Origin of the sequence: Mesorhizobium sp. L-8-3 (assembly GCF_016756615.1) — a bacterium.
Lineage (GTDB): Bacteria > Pseudomonadota > Alphaproteobacteria > Rhizobiales > Rhizobiaceae.
Genome location: NZ_AP023262.1, coordinates 4,002,266 through 4,019,051 on the forward strand (window position 1 = coordinate 4,002,266; position 16,786 = coordinate 4,019,051).

Genomic DNA, 16,786 nt, shown 5'->3' on the forward strand with positions numbered 1-16,786 from the left:
CAGCACCTTCACGTTGATCCTCCGTTCGAGCCGACGCGCGGGTCGAGCAGGGCATAGGCGATGTCGACGGCGAGATTGACCACGATCACCAGCACGGCGCTGACCAGGATGATGCCGAGCAGCAGCGGCGTATCGCGGGATGCGACCGCTTCCTGCGCGAGACGGCCGAGGCCGGGCACCGAGAAGACGCTTTCGATGACGACGCTGCCGCCGAGCATGCTGGCCGACTGCAGCCCGAGCATGGTGACGACAGGCAGGAGGGCGTTGCGCGCGACGTGACGCAGCACGATGCGCCGGCGCGGGATGCCTCGCGCCCTGGCGGCGAGCACGAAATCCATGCGCCAGACTTCGGCCATTCCGGCCCGCATCATACGCAGATAGAGCGCGAGGTAGATGAAGCCGAGGGCCGCGACCGGCAGCAGCAGGTGGCGCGCGATGTCCAGGGCACGGTCGAGGCCGGTCTTGCCCGAGGCGATGGTCTCGATGCCGCCGAGCGGCAGCCAGCGAAGCTGCACGGAGAACACGACGATCAGCACCAGGCCCAGCCAGAAACCCGGCACCGCGTAGAGCGCCAACGAGCCGATCGACAAGGCACGGTCGCGGACCGAGCCCGGCCGGGCGCCGGCGACGATGCCGAGCAGCGAGCCGAGGCCGAAGGAAAGCGCCGTGGCGCTGCCCATCAGCAGGAAGGTGGTCGGCAACCTCTCCACGATCACATCCCGGATGGGCCGCGCGAAGGTGACCGACCAGCCGAGATCGCCCTGGGCGAGCGCCTGGAGATAGGTCGTGAAGCGTGCCGTGGCGGATTGATCGAGCCCCCATTGCCGGCGCAACTCCTGGACGAGGCCGGCATCGCCGCCGATCGAGACCACATAGGCGTCGACTGCGTCGCCCGGCGACGCCTCGAGCAGGAGGAAGGCGCCGACCACGACGATCAGCAGTACCGGCACGGCGGCGACCAGACGCCGCCGGATGAGGATGAAGGCACGGTTCATGACGTTGCTGGAGACCGTCCAGCTAATCGGCCATCTGCCCCATCGAGAGCGGGACTACTGGCACGATCGAGGCGGATGCTGTGGCGTGCGTGTTTCACTGTCATTGTTCCGAAGCCCGGCTGCTTCGCAACGCGACAATGTCACGTTTCGAGCCAGGTGTCCGCCCAGTTCGATACGGCCCAACGCGGATTGTTGGAGATGTTGCGAACCGAATCCCGCGCCACCGTGACGAACCCCCATTCCGCTACGTTGATGAGCGGCAGGTCTTCGGCCACCTTGCGCTGGAAATCCCGATAGAGTGCGATGCGCGCCTCGGGGTCCAATGTCTGCGCCGCTTCGGCAATGATGCGGTCGAGCTCGGTATTGGCGTAGCCGCCCTGGTTGGAGAAGGGCACGCCGTCGGGAATGCCGCTTTGCACCAGGATCGTCGTCGAGATCGCCGGATCGCCGCGGAAGACCGGCGGAGCCACGGCGAGGTCGAAAGCGTGGTCGGTATAGACAGCCTTCTGATGCGCGGCCGCGTCGTTGTTGACGAGTTGCGCGTCGATGCCGATCACCGCCAGTGCTTGGCGAAGATAGTCGCCGAACTGCCTGGTTTCGTTGAAGTAGGGCGCCGGCAGCAGCTTCAGGCCGAAGCGCTTGCCATCGGCCCCTCGCTTGTAGCCGGCCTCGTCCAGCAGGGCGTCGGCCTTGGCCGGATCGAAGGGATAGGTTGGTACATCGGGAGTATAGAACTGCTTGTCGTTGCGCGGCACCGGCCCGGTGGATGCACTGGCGTAACCGAGGAAGATCGCCTTCACCACGAAGTCCCTGTCGATGGCGTGGGCGATCGCCTGCCGCACCTTGAGGTCGGCGAGTTCCTTGCGCCGGTGGTTGATCTCGACGACGAGCTGATAGGTGAGGGCCTCGTAGCCCCTGGTGATTACCTCGATGCCGGGCACCGTGGAGATGCGGGCGAGATCGGCGAGCGGAACGGCCGAGAAGGCGGCGAGGTGGATTTCCTCGGCCTCGAGCGCTCCGGCCGCCGCCGCCCGGTCCGGCAGGACACGATAGACGATCTCGTCGAGACGGGGTTCGCCGGCGTTCCAATAGTCGGGGTTGCGCTCCAGCCGGTAATATTCGCCGGTCTTGTGCTCGGCGAACTTGTACGGGCCGGTGCCGACCGGCGCGGTGTTGGCGGGGTTCGCCGCGATATCCGTGCCTTCATAAAGATGCTTCGGCACGACGCTGGTCAGCGCCGGGAGCGCATTCCTGATGAGCTGGAACGGCGTCGGCCTGGAAAAGCGGAAGACCGCGGTCTGCGCATCGGGCGTGTCGACGGCCTCGAGATCCTTGAAGACGACGCGGCCGAGATTCTGCAGGGGTTTCCACAGTTGCAGCGCCGAGAAGGCGACGTCGGCCGAGGTGAACGGCTCGCCGTCATGCCATTTTACGCCTTCGCGCAGCCGGAAGGTCACCGACAGGCCGTCGGCCGATTGTTCCCAGCCGGTGGCGAGCCGGCCTTCCAGCCCATCCGTGCCGTCGAAGGAAGCTTCCGCCAACGGCTCGACGATCTTGCTCGATATGAAGAAGACACCGTTCGAGGCGACGACCGCGGGGTTGAGGTTGCGCGGCTCCGAATCGGCCGCGACGACCAGCCGTCCGCCGATCTTCGGCTGCTGCGCGAAGGCGATGCGGGGCAAGGCGGTCGAAGCGAGCAGCACCGCCGTTCCTCGGAAAAGCCGGCGCCGCGAAAGTCCTTTTTCCCACATGGCGTCATCTCCTTCAATTCGCCCCGCCACATGGCGGGCCGGCGCCAAATGCCGTCCTGTCAATCACTATGCGCCCGAGACGGGCTGGGCCAAGCACGCCATTGCCGGCTTCGCCCGGAAGCTGGAAATCCTTGCCGCATCCGCGCCGGGGAGCGGAACCGCGACGCCGCATTGTGGTCGCGCGGCATGGCCCTCGTCCATCCCGGCACGGCCCGATTGCGGCTAGGCCAGGCGTAGACCGGAGCGCAGCGGCATTGTGCCAGCGCATCCAGGCGGCCATGCCAGGGCAGAACGGGAATCCCGTACGCTGATCCAAGGCGAAAGGATTTTGCGTCCCGCCATCCAACAATGGAACGGTCGCAGCTCCGTATTTCTATAAAATCGATAGAGTATGGGGAATAGTCAGCGGAGGCACACATGATCCAGCTTCGTTCCCGACCGATCCTTGCGGGCCTACTTGCCGGCGCGGTCCAAATGGGCGTACTCGGCTCGGCCCTCGCCGATGCTACGCTGCTGAACGTGTCCTATGATCCGACACGTGAGCTCTACAAGGAATTCAACGCTGCCTTCGCCGAGAAATGGAAGGCCGAGACGGGCGAGACGGTCACCATCCGGACCTCCCACGGCGGCTCCGGCAAGCAGGCGCGGGCGGTGATCGACGGGCTCGATGCCGATGTCGTGACGCTGGCGCTCGAAAGCGACATCAACGCCATTGCCGAAAACTCGCAGAAGATAGCTTCCGACTGGCGCGGGAGGCTGCCGAACAATTCCTCGCCCTACACATCGACCATCATCTTTCTCGTCCGCAAGGGCAATCCCAAAGACATCAGGGATTGGGGCGACCTGGTAAAGGACGGCGTTCAGGTCATCACGCCCAACCCCAAGACCTCCGGCGGAGCCCGCTGGAACTACCTGGCGGCCTGGGCCTGGGCAAACACGCAGTTCGGCGGCGACGAGGCCAGGATCAAGGACTATATCGGGACACTCTTTACGCATGTGCCCGTGCTCGACACCGGGGCGCGCGGCTCGACCGTGACCTTCGCCCAGCGCGGCCTGGGTGACGTGCTGCTGGCCTGGGAGAACGAGGCCTATCTCGCGCTCGACGAGTTCGGCGCTGACAATTTCGACGTCGTCATCCCGCCCACCTCGATTCTGGCCGAACCGCCGGTGGCGCTGGTCGACGGCAATGTCGATGCCAAGGGTACCCGTAAGGTGGCGCAGGCCTATCTCGAATATCTCTATTCGGAGCAAGGCCAGCGGCTCGCCGCAAGGCACCACTACCGCCCGTCCAGGCCCGAGCTTGTTCCGGCCGAGGAACTGCAGAAGCTGCCCGAGATCAAGCTGGTGTCGATCGACGACCCGATCTTCGGCGGATGGAAGAAGTGGCAGCCCTATCATTTCGGTGAGGGCGGGATCTTCGACCAGATCTACAAGCCGGCCAGGTAGGCTAGGTGCCAATGACTACGGTTCCCGCTTCGGCCGCGAGATGGCGGTTCAGGACGCCGAGCGTCATTCCGGGTTTCGGACTGGCGCTCGGTTTCGCGCTCGTCTACCTCACGCTCGTCATCCTCATCCCGCTCTCGGGACTCGCCTGGCGCTCCGCCTCGCTCGGGCCTGCCGACTTCCTGGCCATCGCCACCGACGAGCGCACGCTGAAGGCGCTCCGGATCAGCTTCGGCGCGTCGCTGATCGCGGCGGCCGTCAATGTCGTTTTCGGCACGATCGTGGCCTGGGTCCTGGTGCGCTACCGTTTTCCCGGCCGGCGCATCGTCGACGCGATGGTCGACCTGCCCTTCGCCCTGCCGACCGCGGTGGCCGGCATCGCGCTCACCACGCTCTACGCACCCAATGGCTGGATCGGGTCGCTGCTGGCGCCGCTCGGCGTAAAGGTGGCCTACACGCCGCTCGGCATCGTGGTCGCGCTGATCTTCATCGGGCTGCCCTTCGTGGTGCGCACGGTGCAGCCGGTCATGGAGGAGATCGACAAGGAGGTCGAGGAGGCGGCCGCCACGCTCGGCGCCGGCCGGTTCCAGACGATCAGGCGCGTGCTGGCGCCCGGACTCGCCCCGGCCGTCATCACCGGCTTCGCACTCGCCTTCGCGCGCGCTGTGGGCGAATACGGCTCCGTCATCTTCATTGCCGGAAACCTGCCCTACGTGTCGGAGATCGCGCCGCTGCTGATCGTTATCAGGCTGGAGGAATACGACTATGCCGGCGCGACGGCGGTCGCGGCGATCATGCTGGTGATCGCCTTCACCATGCTTCTGGTGATCAATCTCCTTCAAGCGTGGAGCCGCAGGCGTTATGGCTGACCTTCGCGGCTACTACGAACCGGAAGCGGCGGAGACCGCGTCGCCCGTCACCGAGAGCCTGCGGGCGCGCCTGGCGCTGATGCTCGCCGCTTTCCTCTTCCTCGGCGTCTTCCTTGTGCTGCCGCTGATCGTCGTGTTCGTCGAAGCCTTCAGCAAAGGTGCGGGCACCTTCCTGGAGGCGCTGTCCGACAGCGACACACGTTCCGCCATCCGGCTCACCCTGCTGGTCGCGGCGATCTCGGTGCCGCTCAACCTCGTCTTCGGCGTGGCCGCAGCCTGGGCGATCGCCAAGTTCGAGTTCAAGGGCAAAGCCTTCCTCATCACCCTGATCGACCTGCCGTTCTCGGTCTCACCGGTCATTTCCGGTCTGGTCTACGTGCTGCTCTTCGGTGCGGGCAGCACGCTCGGGCCCTGGCTCAAGACGCATGGCATCGAGATCCTGTTCGCCGTGCCCGGCATCGTGCTCGCCACGGTTTTCGTCACCTTTCCCTTCGTTGCGCGCGAGTTGATCCCGCTGATGCAGGAGCAGGGAACGGGCGACGAGGAGGCAGCGCTGTCGCTGGGCGCCAGCGGCTGGCAGACCTTCCGCCACGTGACGCTGCCCAACATCAAATGGGGCCTGCTCTACGGCGTGCTCCTGTGCAACGCGCGCGCCATGGGTGAGTTCGGGGCGGTGTCGGTCGTTTCAGGCCACATACGCGGGCTCACCAACACCATGCCGCTGCATGTCGAGATCCTCTACAACGAATACAATGCCGCCGGCGCCTTCGCCGTCGCATCGTTGCTCGCCGGGCTGGCGTTGGTCACGCTGGTGCTGAAGACGCTGCTGAAATGCGCTACGGCGACGCCATCGCCGGAAGACGCGGCCACTGATCAAGGGTAATCGCCACATGGAAGTTCGCGTCGTCAATGTGCGCAAGGAGTTCGATCGCTTCCCGGCGCTTCACGATGTCTCGCTCGACATCCGTTCGGGCGAACTGATCGCGCTTCTCGGGCCTTCGGGCTCCGGAAAGACGACATTGCTGCGGCTGATTGCCGGCCTCGAGCGTCCGACAGGCGGGGCTGTCTTTTTCGGCGACGAGGATGCCTCACGAAAGACGGTGCAGGAGCGCAATGTCGGGTTCGTCTTCCAGCACTACGCCCTGTTCCGCCACATGACGGTGGCCGAAAACATCGGCTTCGGCCTGAAGGTGCGCAAGCAGGGTCGCCCCACAGACGCGGCGATCCGCCGCCGCGCCCTCGAATTGCTCGACCTCGTGCAGCTTTCCGGGTTGGAAAGGCGCTACCCGGCCCAGCTTTCGGGCGGCCAGCGCCAGCGTGTGGCTCTGGCGCGGGCGCTGGCCATCGAACCACGTGTGCTGCTGCTCGACGAGCCCTTCGGCGCGCTCGACGCACAGGTGCGACGCGACCTCCGCCGCTGGCTGCGCGATTTGCACGACCGCACCGGCCATACGACCGTCTTCGTCACCCATGATCAGGAGGAGGCGCTGGAACTCGCCGACCGCGTGGTCGTCATGAGCCAGGGGGCGATCGAGCAGGTCGGAACGGCGGACGACGTCTACGATACGCCCAACTCACCCTTCGTATACGGCTTTATCGGCGATTCGAGCGCGCTGCCCGTGCGGTTGGAGAGCGGGGAAGCGTGGATTGCCGATCGTCCGATCGGACTTGCGGCAACCGGTTTCCCCGACGGTGAGGCTCTGCTCTGTTTCCGCCCGCACGATATCGAACTCGTCGAGGGATGCAGCGGCTGCATCGCGGGTACTGTGGCCACCAGCCACCGTTTCGCGGCGACCCGGCGGGTCGAACTGGAGGTGGGCGGCGAGCGCCGGAAGGTCGAGATCGAGCTGCCGGTCGACCATCCGGTCGCTCAGAAGAGCCGCATCGCCTTCCGGCCGCGCAAATGGAAGCTGTTTCCCGAGGCGGCCTGACGTCTTTTTCCCGATCGCGATTTTCCCTCTTGTAGCTCTAGTTGCTAGAGGAATTAGGCTGCGGAAATCTGACCTGCCAGGAGAGCTTTCCGTCATGGCCGATGCCGCCCAAAGGACCCGATTCCGCGTAGACGGAATGGATTGCGCGAGCTGCGCCGCCAAGATCGACAAGGCAACGCGCCGGACATCCGGCGTCAGCGAGGTTTCCGTATCCGTCACAGCCGGCACGATGGTGGTCGAACATGATGGCGGCGCCGACCTCGAGGAGATCAGGCGCCGCGTCGCCAGCCTTGGCTATGGCATAAGGCCCGACTCGTCGCCGGTGCGCCCGGCGCAGCAAGCCGCACATCATGATCACGACCAGTGCTGCGGGCATGCACAAGACCATGGCGATGGAGATGCACACCACCCCGGCGACGGTCATGGGCCGGCCATCGCGGCCGAAGCTGCCGCGACGGCCGGCCCCTACGGCCACGATCACGGCAGTAGGGAAGGGGCATGGTGGACTTCGTCGAAAGCCAGGCTGACGATCGCCTGCGGCATCGCGCTCGGCGCGGCCTATCTCCTCGCCAAACTCTATCCGGCGACGGAGCCCTGGGCCTATATCGCGGCCATGGCGGTAGGGCTCATCCCGATTGCCCGGCGCGCCGTCGTCGCCGCGTTGAACGGCATGCCCTTCACGATCGAGACGCTGATGACGGTCGCGGCGGTCGGCGCCGTCGTCATCAATGCCGGCGAGGAAGCCGCCGCCGTCGTGTTCCTGTTCCTGGTCGGCGAACTCCTGGAAGGCGTGGCCGCCGGCCGGGCCCGCGCCAGCATCAAGGCGCTCGCCACGCTGGTGCCCAAGACGGCCTTCGTCGAGAACGGCGGCAAGGTCACGGAAGTGCCGGCGGACGGTCTCGCCGTGGGCGCGACCATCCTGGTGCGACCGGGCGACCGGGTGCCGGCCGACGGGATCATCCTGTCGGGCGAGACCTCGATCGACGAGGCGCCTGTCACCGGCGAGTCGGTGCCGAACAAGAAGCGACCGGAAGATCAGGTCTATGCCGGCACGATCAACCAGGATGCCGCGATCCGGGTGCGGGTGACGGCGGCAGCTCAAGACAACACGATCGCCCGCATCATTCAGCTCGTCGAGCAGGCACAGGAATCGAAGGCGCCGACGGAACGCTTCATCGACAGCTTCTCGAAATATTATACGCCCGGAGTGATGCTCGTCGCGCTGCTCGTCGCCATCGTGCCGCCGCTCGCCTTGTCGGGCGACTGGAACGAATGGATCTACAAGGGCCTGGCGATCCTGCTGATCGGCTGCCCTTGCGCCCTGGTCATCTCGACCCCGGCGGCCATCGCGGCGAGCCTTTCGGCCGGGGCGCGGCGCGGCATGCTGATGAAGGGCGGCGCGGTGCTCGAAACCCTGGGCAAGGTCACCAAGGTCGCCTTCGACAAGACTGGCACATTGACTGCCGGACGACCGAAGGTCACCGACATCGTCGGGGCCGGGCGTTCACAGGTCGAAACCCTGAAGCTCGCCGCCGATCTCGAAATCGGCTCCTCGCATCCGCTGGCTGTCGCCATCCTGGCCGAAGCCAGGCAGCGCGGCATCCCGGTGACGGCGGCGGCCGATGTGCGTGCCATCGGAGGAGAGGGTGTGGAAGGGAAGTCGGGCGCCGTCAGCCTTTTCCTCGGCTCGCCGCAAGCCGCCGAAAAGCGTATCGCCCTGGCCGACAGCCTGCGCGCGACGATCACGGAGCTGAACGATCAGGGCAAGACCGTATCCGTGCTCCTCGCCGGCGGCGCCGTCGCCGGCCTGATCGCCATGCGCGACGAACCGCGCGAGGATGCGAAGGCCGGCATCCAAGCGCTCGCCGCATTGGGCGTCGGCGCGGTCATGCTCACCGGTGACAACCGACGCACCGCGGCTGCGATCGCCGAGGGGCTGGGCCTGGAGCCGAAGGCCGAGCTCATGCCGCAGGACAAGCAGCGCATCGTTGGAGAGTTGCGTGCGACCGGTGCGATCATCGCCAAAGTCGGGGACGGCATCAATGACGCACCGGCCCTGGCGGCAGCCGATGTCGGTATCGCCATGGGCGGCGGGACGGATGTCGCGCTGGAGACCGCCGACGCCGCCGTGCTCCACGGCCGCGTCGCCGACGTCGCCGGCATGGTGGCCTTGTCGCGCGCGACGATGTCGAACATCTGGCAGAACATCACGATGGCGCTCGGACTGAAGGCGGTGTTCCTGGTCACGACGGTCATCGGCATCACGGGGCTGTGGCCCGCGATCCTGGCCGACACGGGTGCGACCGTGCTGGTCACCGCCAACGCCATGCGGCTTCTCGCCTGGCGCGGTCACGGTTAGACAGACAGGATTTTGAGGGCGGCGTCCGTTCTTTCGGGCTGCAGCGTTTACATCGTCACACCTGACGCGAGGGCAGAAATGGTGGATGAGGGGAGCGACGCAAAGGCGGCGTGTTCCCGAATATGACCGCGAGCTATACGGTGCGGCCTGATCTGATCCGCGTTGTCGCCGTAATCCACGGGGCGCGGCTCATGGAAAACGTCCGGCCGCTCTGACCCCTCTATTTGACGCCCCACCGTGCGCGCCGGATGAAAGCCGGCGGCGGGGCGGCCTGGCCGGCTCTCTCCACCACGCCAATCAGCTTCATCGCAACGCGCCGACCGGTTGCGCGACCACTGGTCGGGAGCGAGGCGAGGGGTGCATCCGCCGATGTCCCGCGCCGCGGCGACGGTCAGTCGTCGGTGCTGTGCGGATCGGCCAGCGCGGCGTCCGGACGGCTGATCGGCACGGAAGTCCTGGACGTCCTCTTGGCCAGGCTTTTCGGACCGTTGCGCTCGAGCAGCTTGCGGAACGACGGATGCATGCCGCCGTCCGAATAGGCATGGGCGCGAAGCACGGTGCCGCTCGCGAGCAGCGTATCGACGGCGTGCCTGTCCGCGTTGCTGCGTGCCGCGACTGCCGGGTCCTGGGGCTTGGTGTTCGGCGGGCAGGCCGCAAGCGGGTCCGTCGGCTCGCCGCCTTCGAACTCGGCGTCGAAGACATACTGCCGCCCGCAATAGGAGACCTTCGGCTGCCGGCGCGTTACCTCGAAGGTGTCGTAGCCCTGTTTGATGTTGGTCCAGAAGGCATAGTTGGGGTCATTCCGGTTCCGGGCCATGTTCTCCGGTGTCATCCGGAACGGATAGGCCTGCACCTGGAAGGTGGTCTGCCCACCTCTCAAGGCCTCGCGAACCACGGCATAGATCTCGGCGACGCCGTCATCGGTGAGTGCGTAGCAGCCGGACGAGGAACAGGCGCCATGGACCATCAGCGCCTCGCCGCTGTAACCGAGCGCTGCTTCCAGCTTGTTCGGATAGCCCAGATTGAACGACAGGTAGTATTGCGACCTCGGATTGAGATTCTGCACCGAGACATGATAGAAGCCTTCGGGCGCCTGTCGGTCGCCGTTGCGGGTCTTGGGTCCGAGCTTCCCCGACCAGCGGCACATCGGATAGGTCTTGAGCAGCGCGAAGCGGCCGGTGCGGTCGCGTTTCCAGATTTCGAGCTCGCTCTCCTGCTTGAAGATGCGCACGACTATCGGGCTCGACGGCGACATCGACTTGGCGTTCATGGTCGCCGTCAGCTTGGCCGGGATCGGCTGCAGCGCCTTCGTGTCGACATCGAGCACCGACGACACGCAACCTGCAGCCGTCAAGCCGAGAGCGAGGAGAGTTGCGAGTTGGAGGGATTTTCGAAACACGTCAGAACCTTGATCGATTCGGGCATAGACCGAGCTGCTCCACGCGGGAGCATTCGAACCACATAGCATCGTGGCGATCCTCGGTCACCATAGTTAAGTTTTTGTTGCTGCCGGTGCGGCAATAACACGCTGGATCTTCTGCAGAATCACCTCGCGACTCTCATGCAGGTCGATCATGCCGGAAAGACGACCTTGGCGATCGAAGAGCAGTTCCACCGATATGCCGTCTCGCATCGGATAATGCGTGCGGTGGCGATCTTGGCCGGAGCCGAGCCGGTCACCAGCATCAGTGTTTCAGGATCAAGGATTTCCATCTCTTCCATCATCGACTCGTCGCCTGTGGCTAACACCTCCAGCGGCATGAGGTTCAAGCCGGGCAGGGCGGCCGATACATGATCGAGGCCGCGTCAAATCCCGGTTGCGGCTGACGGCGCCGGCGCCTAAATATAGCTATAGTCACTGGAGATTTGGGCGGAGCATCGGAATGTTCACCATCGGCGATCTGTCGCGCAAAACAGGGGTCAAGGTTCCGACCATCCGCTATTACGAACAGATGGGGCTGATGGCGCAGGCCGAACGCTCGGAGGGCAACCAGCGGCGCTACGGCACGGCCGAGCGGGACCGGCTCTCCTTCATAAAGCATGCGCGCGATCTTGGCCTCACCATCGAGTCCATTCGTGAACTGCTCGAGCTCAGCGCCCATCCCGAACGCCCCTGCGAGCAGGCCGACCGCATCGCGGCCGAGCAACTCCAGGCGGTGCGCGACCGCATCGCGAAGCTGAAGCGCCTGGAGCAGGAACTGGAGAGGATCTCCTCGCACTGCCATTCGGGTTCCGTCAGGGATTGTTATGTGATCCGGGCGCTGGCCAATCACGATCTCTGCGAGAGCGAGCACTGACCTCGGGATCGAGCATCGCAGCATGAAAAGCCGCAGAGGGCGTTAGTGCCATGGGTGAGCTTGCCGCCTATGGCGGGCTGTTCCTGGCCGCATTGCTGGCGGCGACGATCCTTCCAGCCCAGTCCGAAGCGGCGCTGGCGGCGTTGCTTCTCGCTGAAGCCTATTCGCCCGTCTTGCTGATCACCGTCGCGAGCATCGGGAATGTGCTGGGATCCGTCATCAATTGGCTGCTCGGGCGCGGCATCGATCGCTTCCGCGACCGGCCCTGGTTCCCGGTCCGGGCGGCGAGCCTCGACCGGGCGTCATCGTGGTACCAGCGCTATGGCCGATGGACGCTGCTCCTGAGCTGGCTCCCGATCATCGGCGATCCGCTGACGGTCGCCGCCGGCGTGTTGCGGGAGCCGCTCTGGAGCTTCCTGCTACTGGTCGCAGTGGCCAAGATCGGCCGCTATCTGGTGCTGGCCACGGCTCTTGGGTCGACCTGGTGGTGAAGATCTGACGCTTGGCACCCGGTGCGGAAGATCTGTTCCGACCCTTCTCTGCCGTTCCGCTCAAGAAATGGAAGGGGAAGTACTGACCCGAGCGGACGTGCGGTGTGACGGCAGCGGACGTCCGAAACGCGCGATGGGGCAGTCCTTGCCAGGCATGCTGCATGGCTTCCTTGCCGGCCGACGATGGTCAGCGGCTATTCCATCCAAAAGGCGCCTTGAGTAGAATCGAAAGTTCCCCTTGCCCTCTTTCTTCCTGCTATCTTGGATATGAGGAGGGACGCCCGATGGGCGAGAATCGCAAGTTAGCCGCAGTCCTTGCCGCAGACGTGGTCGGATTCAGCCGACTAGCCGGTGTTGATGAAGATCGTACCTTGGCGCGGCTGCGGGCATTGCGCAGCGACCTGATCGATCCCACCATCGCCGTGCATCATGGGCGCGTAGTCAAGCGCACAGGCGATGGGGCATTGGTCGAATTCCGCAGCGTGGTGGACGCCGTCCGCTGCGCTATCGAGGTTCAGAACGGCATGGTCGAGCGCAATGCTGGAGTGTCGCAGGACCGTCGCATCGAGTTCCGGATCGGCATCCATCTTGGGGATGTAGTCGAAGAAAGCGACGGCGACCTGATGGGCGATGGTGTCAACATCGCTTCGCGTCTGGAGGGCGTTGCGGCGCCTGGGTCCATTTGCTTGTCGGAAGATGCCTACCGCCAAGTCAAGGCGAGGCTCGATCTCTCCGTCACCGATCTCGGCAACACACGGCTCAAGAACATCGCCGAGCCGATTCGGATTTATTCGCTCCAGGTCGGCGTCGCCGCACAGGCAAACTCAACAGTGACCGCCGATGCCGCCCCTGGTCGCGTGCTGGCTCCATCACCGCCGGCGCTCTCGATTGCCGTGCTGCCCTTCGCCAACATGAGCGGCGATGCCGAGCAAGAATACTTCGCCGATGGCATCTCCGAAGACATCATCACGGCTCTGTCGAAGCTGTCGCAGCTGTTCGTCATCGCCCGCAACTCGTCGTTCACCTTCAAGGGCCGGAACGTGAACGTCCAAGAAGTGGGCCGCGACCTCGGCGTGCGCTACGTGCTGGAGGGAAGTGTCCGTAAATCGGGCAGCAGGGTGAGGATCACCGCACAGCTGATCGACGCGACATCGGGCGGCCATCTGTGGGCGGAGCGTTTCGATCGCGACCTGACCGACATCTTTGCCGTACAGGACGACGTGACGCAGCAGATTGTCGGCGCGCTCGCGCTCAACCTGAGAGAGGGCGACCAGCAGCGGCTGGCTGCGGAGCAGACCGAAAACCTGGAAGCGTATGACTGCTTCCTGCGGGGCCGTGAACACATGTGGCGGTTGACGAGAGAGCACAACGCCCAAGGCCGGGAGCTGTTGCAACGCGCCATCGAGCTCGACCCGAAATTCGCTCCGGCCTACGCGTTCCTCGCCGTCACACATGGACTGGCCTACGTCAGCCAGTGGAGCCAATCGCCGTCGAGATCGCTTGAACTGGCGATTGAGGCTGCGACGCGGGCGGTGGCGCTCGACGATCAATATCCCTATGCCCATTGGGCGCTCGGTGTGGTCAACGTGCACTTGCGACAGCATGACGTGGCCATCCGCGAGGCCGAACGCGTGATCGCGCTTGCTCCCAATCTTGTCGAGGGATACGAGAATCTAGGCAACGCGCTGCACTATGCTGGCAGGTCGGCCGAGGCGCTCGCCTGTTTCGAGCGGGCAATGGCCCTGAATCCCTATTACCCGGACATGATCCTGCATTTCTACGCGCAGGCGATGTTTCAGCTGGGCAGGTACGAGGAGGCCGTCGTCATACTGAAGCGGCGGCTCGTCCGCAATCCAGCCACCGACGTCTCGCGGGTGCTACTGGCGGCGAGCTATGGTCACTTGGGCCGCTTCGCGGAGGCGCGCGGTGAGTGGGAGGAAGTGTTCCGGATCAATCCCGATTATTCCCTGGAGCACAGGCGCAAAGTTCTCCCTTACAAGAACCCTGCCGATTTCGAGCGCATTGTGGACGGCCTGCGGAAGGCTGGCCTGGCCAGCTGATTGTTTGCCGGCGGCGGCAATGGGCCACAGCTTCTGTGCGGGGTCCAATGCATGCTGTCTGGGGCCGGATGGTTCGCATCGGATTGTCCGAGAGACATGCTCATGGCGCTGGTGCAGGCGGTTGTGGGTGGAGCCAGGGACAGCTAATATGCATAGCGACCATTGGTCCGGATCCTGACGAACGTCCGCAGATGGCGCATCCTGCCCGTTGAAATCGCGAACGGGAACTTCGGCTCTCCACTCTGAGCAAGCCTTACGGTTCTGGTATCAAGCGTCGGAATTGACCGCTAGCCGACGCCCCCTCGAGCAGACGGGCGCTGATTGCCGCTTCGCTCGGCGGCGAACGCCCTTGTTCCGCCGCTACGGCCTTCGCAGGCTGCGCGCCACAGAGCTTGTCCCGGAAGAAAGATCCCAGAACCGACGCGCTTCATCGACATACTCCTGCCCATCATAGAGCTTCCAGCGGTCCAAACGTCGGGCAGGGCACTCGCCTGCTTGCATCCATTGGTCGCAGGTAATACCTTGCTGTGAACAGTCCTTACCGAGGGTACGATGACCGCGACCGTGACCGCAAAAGGTCAGGTGACCATTCCCAAGCCGGTGCGCGACCTGTTGGGGATCGCACCGGGCAGCAAGGTGGATTTCCGCCGCGCCGCCGACGGCAGCGTGGTGTTGGTTCGTGCGGATGAGGAACGCCCGGCGAGTCGCTTTGCCAGACTGCGTGGTCATGCCGGCAAGGGGCTCGATACCGACGCGATCATGGCACTGACGCGCGGTGAGACGTGACGCTCGTCGATGCCAACGTTCTGCTCGACCTTGTCACCGACGATCCACACCGGGCGGAGTGGTCGATCGCGCAACTCGAGGCCGCCTCGCTGCGTGGACCGTTGCTGATCAACGATGTCATCTATGCGGAGATTTCCGTTCGCTACAGCCGGATCGAGGACGTCGACGAATTTGTCGAGGCGGCCGGCCTTGCGATCGCGCCGATGCCGCGGCCGGCGCTGTTCCTCGCCGGGAAGGCATTCACCCAGTATCGCAAATCGGGCGGATCACGCATCGGGGTACTGCCGGACCTCTTCATCGGTGCCCACGCCGCGGTCAGCGAGTTGCCGCTGCTGACCCGCGACATCGGTCGCTACCGCACCTGTTTTCCGTCGCTGACGCTTATCACGCCTTGAAGCGTTCCCCTCAGGAGGCGCGGAACATGAGCGACTGATGGGTGGCGGCTCCCGCCATCGCGCCGTCGCCGACGGCCAGCGCGACCGACCCTGCGGCGCGCGCCGCATCGCCGCAGGCGAACACGCCAGGCACCGTGGTTTCCTTGACGGTGTCGGTCCGCAGGAAAGGTCCCATCGGCCCCTCTTCGAAGGCGCAGCCGAGCTGCTCGGCGAGCGGACTGGCCATGCTCGTGCGCGGCATCGTGAACAGCCCGTCGAGCTTGACGACGCGGCCGTCCGTCAGGACGACGTCGGCTTCGCCGGTGATCTTCTCCACCGCGCATTCCTCGACCGCAACCCCGCGGCGATCCAGTTGAGCGCGCTGATCTGCGTCAGGGACAAATGCGCCGTTCAGGAACAAGGTCGTGCTTCCCCAGTCCGGCAGCATAAAGGCGTGATGCATCGACAATGAGGACACAGCCAGCACGCCGATGCGGCCGTTGCCGAGCTCATAGCCATGGCAATAGGGACAATGGAACACGCTTTGGCCCCAGCGTTCCGCAAGCCCGGGAATGTCGGGCAGGCTGTCGACGACCCCGGTGGCGAGCACCAGCCGTCTTGCATCGTGGGTGTCTCCATTCTCCAAGGTGACCGAGAAGCCATTCTCGGTCCGCGCGCCGAGCTCGGCGCGTGCGTCGATCCATTCGACGGTCGGATAGGCCGTCAATTGCGCGCGGGCGTCGGCCGCGATCGCTTCGGGCGCCCGCCCGTCCTGTCCGAGGAAGCCGTGCGAGGTCCGGGCGAAGCGGTTGCGCCGGCTCCCCTGGTCGACCACCAGGATCCTGCGGCGCGCACGGGCGAGCTGCAGTGCTGCGGACATGCCGGCATAGCTGCCGCCGACGATGATGGCTTCATACATCATGTGCCTCTTTGTGTTGGTTCCGGAACCGGGCTGCGCGCGCCCGGAACTCTTCGGCGAGCCTGGCCAGCGTCACATCGGCGAGCCGACCGATGAGAAATGCTTCCGCTTCACGGAAGGCGTCGTTCAGCGAGTGGTTGACCGCCTGCTCGACGAGGCAGGTGCGGTGTTCGAGCTCAACCCCCATCGCCAGGATCGTCGGCGCGCCCAGGGCGTCATAGATGTCCTTCAAGGTCACCGCGGAGAGATCGCAGGCGATCACCCAGCCGCCGCCATGACCTTTCTCGGACGCTACCAGGCCAGCCTCGCGTAGCCCGGCCATCGTGCGCCGCACCACGACCGGGTTGGTGTTCATGCAGCGCGCGAGTTCGGCCGACGTCATGGGTCCGCCATGGTCGGCCATATGGAGCAAGGCATGAAGGACTGCGGAAAGCCTGCCGTCGGTTCTCATGTAACTTTTAATGATACATGATTGGGACGACGTCAAGTCACCATGCGCAGCATCCGGGAT

The 16,786-nt window shown here is 65.0% G+C and carries 15 protein-coding genes and 1 pseudogene; 10 read left to right on the forward strand and 6 right to left on the reverse strand.

The window, feature by feature from the left end:
• Positions 1-8: 8 nt before the first annotated feature.
• Both JN302_RS18605 and JN302_RS18610 read right to left on the reverse strand, forming a co-directional pair.
• Entirely contained in the window at positions 9-995 is a 987-nt protein-coding gene (locus tag JN302_RS18605) for an ABC transporter permease (RefSeq protein ID WP_202334020.1), read from the reverse strand.
• A gap of 140 nt (positions 996-1,135) precedes the next feature.
• Positions 1,136-2,746, reverse strand: coding sequence for an ABC transporter substrate-binding protein (locus JN302_RS18610; protein ID WP_202334021.1), 1,611 nt, complete (start codon positions 2,744-2,746; stop codon positions 1,136-1,138).
• 417 nt (positions 2,747-3,163) lie between these two features.
• On the opposite strand from JN302_RS18610, the gene JN302_RS18615 reads away from it, so the two are divergent.
• From JN302_RS18615 to JN302_RS18635, 5 genes and pseudogenes are all read left to right on the forward strand, one after another.
• Complete coding sequence (locus JN302_RS18615; protein WP_202334022.1) at positions 3,164-4,192, forward strand: sulfate ABC transporter substrate-binding protein; 1,029 nt, start codon at positions 3,164-3,166, stop codon at positions 4,190-4,192.
• 11 nt (positions 4,193-4,203) lie between these two features.
• The gene (gene cysT, locus JN302_RS18620; protein WP_202334023.1) at positions 4,204-5,058 is read left to right on the forward strand and encodes a sulfate ABC transporter permease subunit CysT; all 855 of its coding nucleotides are present in this window, start codon (positions 4,204-4,206) and stop codon (positions 5,056-5,058) included.
• Positions 5,051-5,931: pseudogene (gene cysW, locus JN302_RS18625) on the forward strand (sulfate ABC transporter permease subunit CysW). The gene cysT and the pseudogene cysW overlap by 8 nt, the downstream one beginning before the upstream one ends.
• 17 nt (positions 5,932-5,948) lie before the next feature.
• Positions 5,949-6,989: a sulfate/molybdate ABC transporter ATP-binding protein gene (locus tag JN302_RS18630; protein WP_202334025.1), complete on the forward strand. Its 1,041-nt coding sequence runs from the start codon at positions 5,949-5,951 to the stop codon at positions 6,987-6,989.
• 94 nt (positions 6,990-7,083) lie between these two features.
• Positions 7,084-9,348, forward strand: a complete 2,265-nt coding sequence (locus tag JN302_RS18635; protein ID WP_202334026.1) for a heavy metal translocating P-type ATPase — start codon at positions 7,084-7,086, stop codon at positions 9,346-9,348.
• 391 nt (positions 9,349-9,739) lie between these two features.
• Here JN302_RS18635 and JN302_RS18640 read toward each other — a convergent pair whose 3' ends face one another.
• Both JN302_RS18640 and JN302_RS18645 read right to left on the reverse strand, forming a co-directional pair.
• Positions 9,740-10,747, reverse strand: coding sequence for a L,D-transpeptidase family protein (locus JN302_RS18640; protein ID WP_202334027.1), 1,008 nt, complete (start codon positions 10,745-10,747; stop codon positions 9,740-9,742).
• 173 nt (positions 10,748-10,920) lie between these two features.
• On the reverse strand, positions 10,921-11,109 hold the full coding sequence (locus tag JN302_RS18645; RefSeq protein ID WP_202314082.1) for a hypothetical protein: 189 nt from the start codon (positions 11,107-11,109) through the stop codon (positions 10,921-10,923).
• 122 nt (positions 11,110-11,231) lie between these two features.
• Here JN302_RS18645 and JN302_RS18650 point away from each other — a divergent pair, with 122 nt between their 5' ends.
• The 5 genes from JN302_RS18650 to JN302_RS18670 all read left to right on the forward strand — a co-directional run bounded on the left by JN302_RS18650 (position 11,232) and on the right by JN302_RS18670 (position 15,377).
• Positions 11,232-11,645 carry a MerR family transcriptional regulator gene (locus JN302_RS18650; RefSeq protein ID WP_202314084.1) on the forward strand — a complete coding sequence of 138 codons (414 nt, stop codon included), beginning with the start codon at positions 11,232-11,234 and terminating at the stop codon, positions 11,643-11,645.
• 50 nt (positions 11,646-11,695) lie between these two features.
• Positions 11,696-12,136 carry a YqaA family protein gene (locus JN302_RS18655; protein ID WP_202314086.1) on the forward strand — a complete coding sequence of 147 codons (441 nt, stop codon included), beginning with the start codon at positions 11,696-11,698 and terminating at the stop codon, positions 12,134-12,136.
• A 284-nt stretch (positions 12,137-12,420) separates the two neighbouring features.
• The gene (locus JN302_RS18660; RefSeq protein ID WP_202334028.1) at positions 12,421-14,196 is read left to right on the forward strand and encodes an adenylate/guanylate cyclase domain-containing protein; all 1,776 of its coding nucleotides are present in this window, start codon (positions 12,421-12,423) and stop codon (positions 14,194-14,196) included.
• Between the two features lie 552 nt (positions 14,197-14,748).
• Positions 14,749-14,982, forward strand: a complete 234-nt coding sequence (locus tag JN302_RS18665; RefSeq protein ID WP_202314090.1) for an AbrB/MazE/SpoVT family DNA-binding domain-containing protein — start codon at positions 14,749-14,751, stop codon at positions 14,980-14,982.
• Positions 14,979-15,377 carry a type II toxin-antitoxin system VapC family toxin gene (locus tag JN302_RS18670; protein WP_202334029.1) on the forward strand — a complete coding sequence of 133 codons (399 nt, stop codon included), beginning with the start codon at positions 14,979-14,981 and terminating at the stop codon, positions 15,375-15,377. Before JN302_RS18665 ends, JN302_RS18670 begins: the two co-directional genes overlap by 4 nt.
• Before the next feature lie 10 nt (positions 15,378-15,387).
• Here JN302_RS18670 and JN302_RS18675 read toward each other — a convergent pair whose 3' ends face one another.
• Positions 15,388-16,278, reverse strand: coding sequence for an NAD(P)/FAD-dependent oxidoreductase (locus JN302_RS18675; protein WP_202334030.1), 891 nt, complete (start codon positions 16,276-16,278; stop codon positions 15,388-15,390).
• On the reverse strand, positions 16,268-16,726 hold the full coding sequence (locus JN302_RS18680; protein ID WP_202334031.1) for an RrF2 family transcriptional regulator: 459 nt from the start codon (positions 16,724-16,726) through the stop codon (positions 16,268-16,270). Before JN302_RS18680 ends, JN302_RS18675 begins: the two co-directional genes overlap by 11 nt.
• Between the last annotated feature and the right edge of the window lie 60 nt (positions 16,727-16,786).

Coding starts and splice junctions, on each gene's coding strand:
- JN302_RS18650 (WP_202314084.1), top strand. CDS start 11,232: ATGTTCACCATCGGCGATCTGTCGCGCAAAACAGGGGTCAAGGTTCCG.
- JN302_RS18635 (WP_202334026.1), top strand. CDS start 7,084: ATGGCCGATGCCGCCCAAAGGACCCGATTCCGCGTAGACGGAATGGAT.
- JN302_RS18645 (WP_202314082.1), bottom strand. CDS start 11,109: ATGCCGCTGGAGGTGTTAGCCACAGGCGACGAGTCGATGATGGAAGAG.
- JN302_RS18660 (WP_202334028.1), top strand. CDS start 12,421: ATGGGCGAGAATCGCAAGTTAGCCGCAGTCCTTGCCGCAGACGTGGTC.
- JN302_RS18605 (WP_202334020.1), bottom strand. CDS start 995: ATGAACCGTGCCTTCATCCTCATCCGGCGGCGTCTGGTCGCCGCCGTG.
- JN302_RS18655 (WP_202314086.1), top strand. CDS start 11,696: ATGGGTGAGCTTGCCGCCTATGGCGGGCTGTTCCTGGCCGCATTGCTG.
- JN302_RS18665 (WP_202314090.1), top strand. CDS start 14,749: ATGACCGCGACCGTGACCGCAAAAGGTCAGGTGACCATTCCCAAGCCG.
- JN302_RS18630 (WP_202334025.1), top strand. CDS start 5,949: ATGGAAGTTCGCGTCGTCAATGTGCGCAAGGAGTTCGATCGCTTCCCG.
- cysT (WP_202334023.1), top strand. CDS start 4,204: ATGACTACGGTTCCCGCTTCGGCCGCGAGATGGCGGTTCAGGACGCCG.
- JN302_RS18680 (WP_202334031.1), bottom strand. CDS start 16,726: ATGAGAACCGACGGCAGGCTTTCCGCAGTCCTTCATGCCTTGCTCCAT.
- JN302_RS18615 (WP_202334022.1), top strand. CDS start 3,164: ATGATCCAGCTTCGTTCCCGACCGATCCTTGCGGGCCTACTTGCCGGC.
- JN302_RS18675 (WP_202334030.1), bottom strand. CDS start 16,278: ATGATGTATGAAGCCATCATCGTCGGCGGCAGCTATGCCGGCATGTCC.
- JN302_RS18610 (WP_202334021.1), bottom strand. CDS start 2,746: ATGTGGGAAAAAGGACTTTCGCGGCGCCGGCTTTTCCGAGGAACGGCG.